At 43.4% G+C, this 9,982-nt stretch carries 10 protein-coding genes; 7 read left to right on the top strand and 3 right to left on the bottom strand.

Annotated elements, in window-relative coordinates:
* The coding region (locus tag ACJ751_RS30180; protein ID WP_407749264.1) for a hypothetical protein at positions 1–1,025 on the bottom strand (1,025 nt) is incomplete at its 3' end.
* Positions 1,026–1,373: 348 nt separating this feature from the next.
* On the opposite strand from ACJ751_RS30180, the gene thrS reads away from it, so the two are divergent.
* From thrS to ACJ751_RS30150, 6 genes are all read left to right on the top strand, one after another.
* Complete coding sequence (gene thrS / locus ACJ751_RS30175) at positions 1,374–3,314, top strand: threonine--tRNA ligase (protein ID WP_407749263.1); 1,941 nt, start codon at positions 1,374–1,376, stop codon at positions 3,312–3,314.
* A gap of 155 nt (positions 3,315–3,469) precedes the next feature.
* The gene (gene infC / locus ACJ751_RS30170) at positions 3,470–4,057 is read left to right on the top strand and encodes a translation initiation factor IF-3 (protein WP_407749262.1); all 588 of its coding nucleotides are present in this window, start codon (positions 3,470–3,472) and stop codon (positions 4,055–4,057) included.
* Between the two features lie 356 nt (positions 4,058–4,413).
* On the top strand, positions 4,414–4,611 hold the full coding sequence (rpmI, locus tag ACJ751_RS30165) for a 50S ribosomal protein L35 (protein ID WP_014218451.1): 198 nt from the start codon (positions 4,414–4,416) through the stop codon (positions 4,609–4,611).
* Positions 4,612–4,656: 45 nt separating this feature from the next.
* Positions 4,657–5,001, top strand: coding sequence for a 50S ribosomal protein L20 (gene rplT / locus ACJ751_RS30160; RefSeq protein ID WP_407749261.1), 345 nt, complete (start codon positions 4,657–4,659; stop codon positions 4,999–5,001).
* Between the two features lie 285 nt (positions 5,002–5,286).
* Entirely contained in the window at positions 5,287–6,681 is a 1,395-nt protein-coding gene (locus ACJ751_RS30155) for an arginine decarboxylase (RefSeq protein WP_407749260.1), read from the top strand.
* A gap of 23 nt (positions 6,682–6,704) precedes the next feature.
* Positions 6,705–7,172 carry a hypothetical protein gene (locus ACJ751_RS30150; RefSeq protein ID WP_407749259.1) on the top strand — a complete coding sequence of 156 codons (468 nt, stop codon included), beginning with the start codon at positions 6,705–6,707 and terminating at the stop codon, positions 7,170–7,172.
* 58 nt (positions 7,173–7,230) lie between these two features.
* Here the strand turns inward: ACJ751_RS30150 and ACJ751_RS30145 are convergent, their stop codons facing one another.
* Both ACJ751_RS30145 and ACJ751_RS30140 read right to left on the bottom strand, forming a co-directional pair.
* Positions 7,231–8,568 (bottom strand): hypothetical protein, encoded by a 1,338-nt coding sequence (locus tag ACJ751_RS30145; RefSeq protein WP_407749258.1) that lies wholly within the window; start codon positions 8,566–8,568, stop codon positions 7,231–7,233.
* A 115-nt stretch (positions 8,569–8,683) separates the two neighbouring features.
* Entirely contained in the window at positions 8,684–9,115 is a 432-nt protein-coding gene (locus ACJ751_RS30140; protein ID WP_407749257.1) for an Hsp20/alpha crystallin family protein, read from the bottom strand.
* Between the two features lie 223 nt (positions 9,116–9,338).
* Between ACJ751_RS30140 and ACJ751_RS30135 the strand changes: the two genes are divergently transcribed.
* Complete coding sequence (locus ACJ751_RS30135; RefSeq protein ID WP_407749256.1) at positions 9,339–9,752, top strand: BrxA/BrxB family bacilliredoxin; 414 nt, start codon at positions 9,339–9,341, stop codon at positions 9,750–9,752.
* The last annotated feature ends 230 nt before the right edge of the window (positions 9,753–9,982 follow it).

Genomic DNA, 9,982 nt, shown 5'->3' with positions numbered 1-9,982 from the left:
GGAATTTCGCCCAGGTTTTCGGCCACCATTACCAGTTCATGATAGTTTATATTTTCATCGAGGGTTATAGTGAGCGGTATGGCTTTTTCGGTAAGCCGTTTCTTTGACAGCACCAGCTTTTTATCAACGTAAACCGAAATGGTATCGTTATCAACCGTACCGTTGTCGTAAATATTTATCTCCACCTGGTTGGCGTTGGTGGTAATGGTTTTTACCAGTTCATTTTCCCTGCTGGCCAGCACTTTAGGCACCGGTATGGTAGTCGGCGGCACTTTTACAACTACCTTCTTCATACTATCAACATCCACAATTTTTACATTGGGTTTTGTTTCGGCAGGCGTTTTTACAATGGCTTTATTATCCGGTTTGGTAGTAATAGCTTTGGTAGTAACCGGTTTTTTAGTCACTGTAGACTTTTGCGGATTGGTTTTAGGCGTTGTTTTTACAATAGCCGGTTTATTGGCAATGGTGTCAACCTTTTTAATCTCCGGCTTTTTTTCTGCAGGTTTTTGCTTTTCCTTCTCCTTGTTCGCCAGGAAGGGTTCTTCGTAAAAATCGGAGGTGGTTACCTTGCGCAGAAAAACGGTGCCGCGGCCACAGTTGGTTGAATCCTTTGTATTATAGCTGATGTAGTTCCCTTCCAGGAACTCTTCATCATTTTCTTTGGAATATTTCAGGAACAGGGTCATCACACAGGCATCGCTGCCGCCCGACATCCGCACTTCCACAATTTTCAGTTCTTCCAGCATTACCTGGTGAGTGGCAGGGTTCACGGTTCCCTGGCAGGTGGCCTTCCCGTAAAACACCGTGGTGAGGTAGGAATAGGTTACACCCTTGAATTTTTTATTATTCTGATCTATCTGTACTTCAAACTTATAACGCTCATCATTACCCAATAGATCCATCAGGCGCCCTTGCTGGCCTACCGGAGTTCTTTTAAAATTTCCCCGCCAGATGCCGGTCAGTTCCTGGGCATGGCCACAAAAACTGATTCCCAAAAACAAAAAAAGTAAAACTGATTTCATCTGAAAATATCTATTGATTTTTGGCCAGATGGAACTTACCATGGCAAAATTTTCATTACCCTGTGTGCTATAATGAAAATTTTGCCATGTACGTTTCATCTGAATTTGTTATTTTCTTTGGCCAGCAGCAACCACCTTTTATCTGTAATTGCCGGGTTTTCCCGGTTTTACCGCCCTTTACCGTCGGCCGCCTTTCTGTCACCCGGCAAATTACTTAATAATTAGTTTCTTACGATACACATCGTAAATGGTGGTCTGCAAATTGTTCGTTAAATTTGCCGTTCTTCCGGAATTACGAGACCAATGGTAAGGGATTGTATAACCGGTCACAAAAAAGGAAGTGATAAAATGATAAAAATTACTTTCCCGGATGGAAATGTACGGGAGTATAAAGAAGGAACCACAGGGTTGGAAATAGCGAAGTCAATCAGTGAAGGATTGGCCCGAAAAGTATTGGCCGCAAAAGTAAACGGTGAGGTGTGGGATGCCACACGCCCCATTTACACCGATTCTACCCTTAATTTATTGACCTGGGACGACAAAGATGGTAAAAAAACCTTCTGGCACTCTTCTGCCCACCTGATGGCAGAGGCGGTGGAAAGCTTGTTCCCCGGCGTAAAATTCTGGGTGGGTCCCGCCCTTGACAGCCAGGCAGGATTTTATTATGATATGGACCTGGGCGACCGCAAGCTCACGGAAGAAGACCTGCTGAAGCTGGAAAAGAAAATGAACGAACTGGCCAAACAAAACAACAGCTACGTTCGTAAAGAAATGCCCAAGGCTGAAGCCGTTCAATATTTCACCGAAAAAGGTGATGAATATAAACTGGATCTGCTGAGCAACCTCACCGATGGGGAGATCACCTTTTACACTCAGGGTGGTTTTACCGATCTGTGCCGGGGGCCGCATATTCCATCCACCGCCCCCATAAAAGCCATTAAGCTCACCAGCATTGCCGGCGCTTACTGGAAAGGCGACAGCAATAACAAACAGCTTACCCGGGTTTATGGCGTTACATTCCCTTCGCAAAAGGAACTGGATGAGTATGTGACCATGCTGGAAGAAGCGAAGAAAAGGGATCACCGTAAACTGGGTAAGGAATTGGGAATTTTCACCATGGATGATGATGTGGGTCCAGGCCTGCCTTTATGGATGCCCAACGGAACCATCATTATAGAGGAGCTGGAAAAACTGGCCAAGGAAACCGAACAGCATGCCGGCTATAAAAGGGTAGTGACCCCGCATATTGCCAAAGAAAGCATGTACCTCACCAGCGGTCACCTGCCGTATTACCAGGACAGTATGTTCCCGCCCATGGAGCTGGATGGAACAAAATATTACCTGAAGGCCATGAACTGCCCGCATCACCACAAAATATTTGGGGCGGAACCCAGAAGCTATAAGGATCTGCCATTGCGACTGGCCGAGTACGGTACCTGTTACCGGTACGAGCAGAGTGGAGAGTTGTTCGGACTGATGCGTGTACGTTGTTTACATATGAACGACGCACACATCTATTGCACCCGCGAACAGTTTGCTACCGAGTTCAAGGCTGTGAACGACATGTACCAGAAATATTTCAAAATATTCGGTATCGACAAATATGTGATGCGTTTGTCACTGCACGAACCATCAAAACTGGGGCAGAAATATGTTAACGAACCCGAACTGTGGAAGGAGACCGAGGAAATGGTTCGCCAGGTATTGATAGAATCGAATATACCTTATGTAGAGATCCCGGATGAAGCCGCTTTTTATGGCCCCAAGATCGATGTACAGATCTGGAGCGTGATAGGCCGTGAATTTACGCTGGCCACCAACCAGGTTGACTTTGCCCAGGGCCGCCGGTTTAAGCTGGAATATACCAATAAGGAAAACTCAGCAGATACCCCATTGATCATTCACCGGGCACCATTAGGCACCCATGAGCGGTTCATTGGCTTTTTGCTGGAGCACTATGCTGGTAAATTCCCGCTGTGGCTGGCACCGGTTCAGGTAAAGATCTTACCCATTAGTGACAAGTTTTTACCGTATGCAAATAGTGTATTAGAATCCCTGAAAAATGCAGATATTCGTGCTGAAGTGGATGACCGGAACGAGAAAATTGGCAAAAAGATCCGCGATACCGAACTCATGAAAGTGCCGTACATGCTGGTTGTTGGCGAAAAAGAGATGAATGAGAACCAGGTGGCTATACGCAGACAGGGTAAGGGCGATCTGGGGTCAAAAGGTGTTGAGGTATTCATCAGCGAGGCCAAAGCCGAGATCAAAGAACGCCGGGGTGAATAATATTGTGTTTTGACAATTCTATAGTTTTCATAACTTAGAGTCAGAACATTTTGATCCGTAATAAAATTTGAAAACAAAATCAACATTCAAAAACCGGTAATTCAGTAATAACACTGGTTACCAAGAACTAAAAATTGTTTAACTAAAAGATTTAAATGGCATTTCCACCGCGACAACCGAGAGGTAATTTCAATCCCCGATTTAAGAAGGAACAACAACAGGAACATCGCACCAATAACATGATTCGCGTACCACAGGTACGGTTGGTGGGCGATAATGTAGAAGTAGGAGTATATTCTATCCAGGAGGCGCTAAAGATGGCGCAGGAGCAACAGCTTGACCTGGTTGAAATTTCACCACAGGCTGACCCGCCCGTTTGTAAAATCATTGATTATAATAAATTCCTGTACGAGAAGAAGAAGAAGGAAAAAGAGATGAAGGCCAAAAGTAAAACGGCCGAGGTAAAAGAGATCCGTTTTACGCCTGGTACAGATGATCATGACTTTGATTTTAAAGCACGCCACGCCGAAAGCTTTTTAAAAGAAGGCAATAAAGTAAAGGCGTATGTGCAGTTTAAAGGCCGCGCCATTATGTTCAAAGAACGGGGTGAGCTGGTATTGTTGAAATTTGCAGAACGCCTGGCAGAAGTAGGGCAGCCCGAAGGCTTACCCAAACTGGAAGGCAAACGCATGCTGATGATCATTTCGCCTAAGACCAATAAGAAGAAGAAAGAAGGGGCTTAGGTCAATAATAAGATTGAAACGTTATCGAAAGAGCATTCTGCTTCAGCGGGATGCTCTTTTATATTAAGAAGAGGGTTAATCAGTTAACCAGTTAACCAGGTCTTAAATCCCGGTCTTGTTAACTTGTCAACCCTATCAACTTGTCAACTATCAACTAATATCCTGAAAATAAGCACCTTAGCAATAGAGCATTTTTAAAGATTCCTTTTGCCTGTATTAAGAAAAAACATACCTTTGCGCTCCATTTTGGGTTTTACTGGTTTATAAGCCGTAAGACAAACATTGCCCACATGGCCCAAAAAGTTTCCCGTCAGTTCGGGAGCGCCAGCAGGGTATCACCGCAAAAGGTAGTTAACATGCCAAAGGTTAAAACAAACTCCAGTGCCAAAAAAAGATTTAAAGTAACTGGCACCGGCAAGATCACGCATCAGAAGTCCTTCAAACGTCACATCCTTACTAAAAAGTCTAATCGCCGCAAACGTAACCTGAACAAGGATGGCGTGGTGCACAAGTCAAACGTAGACTTTGTAAAGCGCTTGCTGAGATTGAAGTAAACTGTTCCTTTTAACCAATTTTCGAATTTTCAAATTATTTAAGATATGCCTCGTTCAGTAAACGCCGTAGCCTCCCGTGCACGCCGCAAAAGGATTCTGAAAGCTGCCAAGGGTTATTATGGCAAACGTAAAAACGTATATACCGTTGCGAAAAACGTAATGGAAAAAGGTCTGCAATATAAATATGTAGGCCGCAAACTGAAGAAAAGAGAATACCGCGCCCTGTGGATCGCCCGTATTAACGCGGCCGTTCGCGCTGAAGGCTTAACGTATTCTGAGTTCATTCACAAACTGAACCTGAAAGGTATTGGTTTGGATCGTAAGATCCTGGCTGATCTGGCTATGAACGAGCCGGAAACCTTCAAAAATCTGGTTGCTTCTGTAAAATAAGCTTACAAAGCTTCAAATATATCGAACCCCGCATTCTAAAGAGTGCGGGGTTCTTTTTTGGGGTAACGAAAAGATAACATGCTATCGTCAATCCTGAAACGTGAAAGAACTTGGAACTAAGAACTGGTAACCAGAAATCAACACAATACCGGCAATTTTAATCCGCCCATAATTTTTATTTGAAAAAATCATCAAACTATTACTTTTGTGCAATAATTTTTTTGTTTCGGGTACAAATTTTTCTGACAATTAAAATTCACGACCATCAGCAACCTGAACCAGTTCATGAATAACTCGTACACCGACCTGGTGAACCAGACCTTTAACTTTCCCCAGGAAGGGTTCGATGTAAAAGACAATTATCTGCAGTTTAACGGGCTCGACCTGAAAGCGCTGATCGACAAGTACGGCACGCCCATGAAATTGACCTACCTTCCCAAGATCGGTATGCAGATAAAGAAGGCAAAAAAGATGTTCGCCAATGCCATCAAAAAGCATAAATATGAAGGTGAATACAACTATTGCTACTGCACCAAAAGCTCTCACTTCTCATTTGTAGTGGAAGAGGCGTTGAAACACGACATTCACCTGGAAACATCATTCTCCTACGACATCGAGATCATTAAAAAGTTGTACGATCGTAAAAAGATCACCAAGGACACCTTTATCATTTGTAACGGGTACAAGCAAAAGAGCTATACCAGCCGTATAGCCAACCTGCTGAATACCGGTTTCAAAAATGTAATTCCCATCCTCGATAACAGGGAAGAATTACAGCATTATAAAAAAACGGTAAAAGGGCCCTTCAAACTCGGTATCAGGGTGGCAGCGGAAGAAGAACCCACCTTTCCGTTCTATACCTCCCGCCTGGGCTTCAGAGCAAGGGATGTACTGGAATTTTACGTTGACAAAATAGAAGGCAATGAAGAGCGTTTCCAGTTAAAGATGCTCCATATCTTCCTGAACAAGGGGATCAAGGACGACATCTACTACTGGTCTGAGTTGAACAAGGTGATAAACCTGTATTGCCAGTTGAAGAAGATCTGCCCCGAGCTGGATTCCATAAACATTGGCGGCGGCTTCCCCATCAAGCACTCACTGGGTTTTGAGTACGACTACCAGTTTATGATCAATGAAATTGTAGGCAATATTAAAAAGGCCTGCAAAAAGAATAACGTGCCCATGCCGCACATCTTCACCGAATTTGGCAGCTATACCGTAGGGGAGAGCATGGCGCATATTTACAGTGTTATAGGTCAAAAAGTGCAGAACGACCGCGAGATCTGGTATATGATCGATTCTTCCTTCATCACTACCTTACCCGACACCTGGGGTATTGGGGAGAAATTCCTGATGCTGCCGATAAATAAGTGGGACCAGGAGTACCAGCGCGTGGTGCTGGGCGGTATCACCTGCGACAGTCACGACTATTACGACTCGGAAGAACACATCAATGAGGTGTTCCTGCCTAAGATCAATAACGGCGAACCGCTGTATCTGGGTTTCTTCCATACCGGCGCTTACCAGGACCAGATCAGTGGTTATGGCGGTATTAAACACTGCCTTATTCCATCGCCCAAACACATTATTGTGGGGCACGATAAAAATGGTAAACTGGTTGACTGGGTATATGCCAAAGAACAGTCGGCCCAAAGTATGTTGAAGATCTTAGGGTATTAGAAAAGATCCTGATAATTGACCACATGAAACGATTTGCGATTTTATTTACTGTAGTGCTGGCCTTAACCTCAACCGTACAGGCCCAAACAACCGAAGACTCGGTGAAAACCACCATCAACCGGTTGTTTGAAGGCATGAAGAATGCAGATACCGTACTGTTGAAATCGGCTTTTACCGATGATCCCATACTACAAACCGTTGCCACCAATAAAAAGAAACAGGTCTATATTAAAAGCGACAAGTTTAAAGACTTTGTAAAGTTTATTGGTGACCAAAAAGTAGGGGAGGCCGACGAACGGGTTGAATTTGAGACCATCCGTATCGATGGCCCGCTCGCAATGGTATGGGCTCCGTATCAGTTCTATTACAAAGGAAAATTCCACCACTGCGGGGTAAATTCCTTTCAACTGGTTTGGATCGATAATACCTGGAAGATCCAGTATTTGATAGATACGCGGAGAAAGGACTGTGGAAATACTAAAAAAGACTAAATACAGTTGACCAGTTAACTTGTTAACTGGTCAACTGTTCAACTGGTCAACTGATCAACTACCTCTTCAACCTGTATTTCTTCATCACCTTTTTGCTGTTGAAATATTCATTCAATTCCTTTTCGCTCATTCCGCTGGTAATTTCAACGGGAATATCAACCAGCTGCACCTGCGCCTGTTTTAACTCTTCTTTCAGTTTGGCGGTTTTCCTGGCAATGTCAGGATCGCGTTCACCAACAATCGCATTGTCGCTTACCATATATTCCAGCCGTTTAACCGTTGAGCGGATCTGTGAGGCCTGGTTTTGTTCCGTAACCTTTTGCGGGGCTACAGCTTCTTTCACCGGCACCAATGAAACACCCACACTTGGCATTACTTTACCAATATCACTGGGTTTGGAAGAGGATGCCAGGATACTGCCGGTTAACGCAGTAGCAGAACCGGTAATATCAAAAGTGGTACGCGTACCCTTGGTCCTTTTCACTCCTTTATCTATTTGCAGAAAGGTATATTTTAACCGTAAAATATAGCTGTTGATCACATTCACCGTCAGTTTATAATCTTCTACCGACAAGGGATAGTTCAATGCATCCTTTACAACGATCTTAACCTGGGCCGTATCGCGAATACCAAACTTATTGGAACCCACAAAGCTCAGGACAACAGTTCTTTCCTTACCGGGATCCGATTCCTTTACAAAATCAAAAGACGGCGACCACACAAAATCATCGTCGCATTTTTTTACAAGCGTAGCGCCCCGCACCGGCATGTTGGCAAAAAAGGTAATTGTTTCAATAGGAAAGTTCCCATTTTCACATTGTATTTTAAACGCAACAGTATCCCCTTCATCGACCGTTAAGGTTGACCCAACAGTAGGTTTAACCTTCGATGGAATGATATCGGTATTATAGAAGGTGATATAAAAAGCGGTATCAACGTGATCGTTGGGCATTTCCAGGTTCTGTACGCCCACACTCACGCGGTACTGATAGTCGTATTTCAGTTTGCCGGAAAGAAAATAGGATTTCTCCGCCTTGAAGGTTAACAAACCGTTATCCTTATTGATACGCAGGCCCACAGGCGGGTTGCGCAGGAACCAGTAGTATTTCGACTGGTCCTTATTTATCTCCAGCTTGTAAGCCAGTGAAGAGTCAACGTGTAGATTAAATGACGGGTTGAGGTTCTTGATCCGCAAAGCTACCTCGGCGGAATCAATAACAAAAGGTAACGAGTCAACATGTTTATGACTATAAAGTAACGAGTCAACATGTTTATGACTATGATATGCGCTATCTACAGACGGCCGCTCCTGAGCAGAAATCATCCCTACGCCTGAAAATATACATAGCACGATCAATACCAACGTCTTTCGGATACAGAAGGTAAGTGCTCTCATGGGGGCCGAAGTTAGTGCAAAAGACAAAAAAAACCATCCACCAAACGGCGGATGGCCTTTTAAACCAAAACCAACTGCTTATGAAACCAAAACTTTAATATTTCTTTTACTATTATTATTGAACAAATACCTGTTTAGGTGTTTCTTTTACCTGTTCTTTTTTAGGCAGGAAGAGCCTCAGGATACCGTTTTCGTATTTAGCCTCAATAGCATCGGCATTTACCTGCTCGGCTATTGTAAAGCTGCGTTTAAAGCTTTTACGGCTGAACTCGCGGCGAATGGACTTCTGACCTTCCAATTTGTTTTCGTCTTTTTTATCATAGCTGATCGTTAATAAACCTTTATCAACGTTCACTTTAATTTCTTCTTTACTGATCCCTGGTACACTTACTTCCAGTTGAAAACCTTCAGCAGTTTCGTCAATGTTAACAGGCGCCAGGTTAATGCCGCTGTATCCTTCATTCCATAAACCGGGAATTGAGTTAAAGAAATCATCAACTACAGAATCGAAAGATTTTCTTGCGGGATGGTGCAGTCTTACTGTCATAATTATAAATTTTATTGTTTTTTAAATTTCGTTGTACGCCTACCTAATTTTCAAACAGTGTACCATTGCGAAAAATGGCCAAAAACCAGACAGGATTGACAGAAGGGGGGCAATTCAGGCAGACACAATAGCAGTCTAAAGCAATTCGGCCTGACATAAATTCCGAAACAAAGTATAAATGAACTTTTTACGTAGTTTTGCGTTTCAATTAAAAAATACAAGAATGTATCCAACAGAAATAGTACTCCCAATGAAAGAGGAGTTGACAGACAACGGTTTCCAAGAGCTGTTAACCTCAGAAGATGTTGATAGTCAATTGAATTCAAAAGGCACAACCCTGGTAATGATCAATTCGGTTTGTGGTTGCTCGGCAGGTTCGGCTCGTCCAGGTGTATTGATGGCTGTAACCAACTCGGCAAAAAAGCCCGATCATTTAGCAACCAGCTTTGCCGGTTACGATATTGATGCTGTAAAGAAATTACGTGAGCATTTATTACCTTATCCGCCATCTTCACCCGCTATTGCGTTGTTTAAAGATGGCCAGCTGGTGCACTTCATCGAAAGACACATGATCGAAGGCCGCCCTGCGCAATTGATCGCTCACAACCTGATCGCAGCATTTGAAGAATATTGTTAAAATTTCTTAGCTGATTAATTCAGCTTTGTTCATAGTGATGAACCCTCTCATTCCTGAGAGGGTTTTTTATTTCAATTGGCAATATCAATAGGCAATAGGCAATAATTCGCGAATGCGGAGCGTTCGCCTGCAGGCAGGCTGGCGCCGGTCAGGGAATAATTTGCCAATTGCAAAATTGCCAATTGCCAATTGGTTTCCTTATCATTGCACCTTTATTGAATTTATTGGTA

The sequence above is a fragment of the Niastella sp. genome (genome assembly GCF_045805085.1).
Classification (GTDB): Bacteria; Bacteroidota; Bacteroidia; order Chitinophagales; family Chitinophagaceae; genus Niastella.
This window is presented reverse-complemented; position numbering and strand designations above follow the sequence as displayed.

Excerpts from the sequence above, each read along its gene's own strand:
- ACJ751_RS30145 (WP_407749258.1), bottom strand. The coding sequence starts at position 8,568 with ATGAGAGCACTTACCTTCTGTATCCGAAAGACGTTGGTATTGATCGTG.
- infC (WP_407749262.1), top strand. The coding sequence starts at position 3,470 with ATGGCATTTCCACCGCGACAACCGAGAGGTAATTTCAATCCCCGATTT.
- ACJ751_RS30155 (WP_407749260.1), top strand. The coding sequence starts at position 5,287 with ATGAATAACTCGTACACCGACCTGGTGAACCAGACCTTTAACTTTCCC.
- ACJ751_RS30150 (WP_407749259.1), top strand. The coding sequence starts at position 6,705 with ATGAAACGATTTGCGATTTTATTTACTGTAGTGCTGGCCTTAACCTCA.
- rplT (WP_407749261.1), top strand. The coding sequence starts at position 4,657 with ATGCCTCGTTCAGTAAACGCCGTAGCCTCCCGTGCACGCCGCAAAAGG.
- rpmI (WP_014218451.1), top strand. The coding sequence starts at position 4,414 with ATGCCAAAGGTTAAAACAAACTCCAGTGCCAAAAAAAGATTTAAAGTA.
- thrS (WP_407749263.1), top strand. The coding sequence starts at position 1,374 with ATGATAAAAATTACTTTCCCGGATGGAAATGTACGGGAGTATAAAGAA.
- ACJ751_RS30140 (WP_407749257.1), bottom strand. The coding sequence starts at position 9,115 with ATGACAGTAAGACTGCACCATCCCGCAAGAAAATCTTTCGATTCTGTA.
- ACJ751_RS30135 (WP_407749256.1), top strand. The coding sequence starts at position 9,339 with ATGTATCCAACAGAAATAGTACTCCCAATGAAAGAGGAGTTGACAGAC.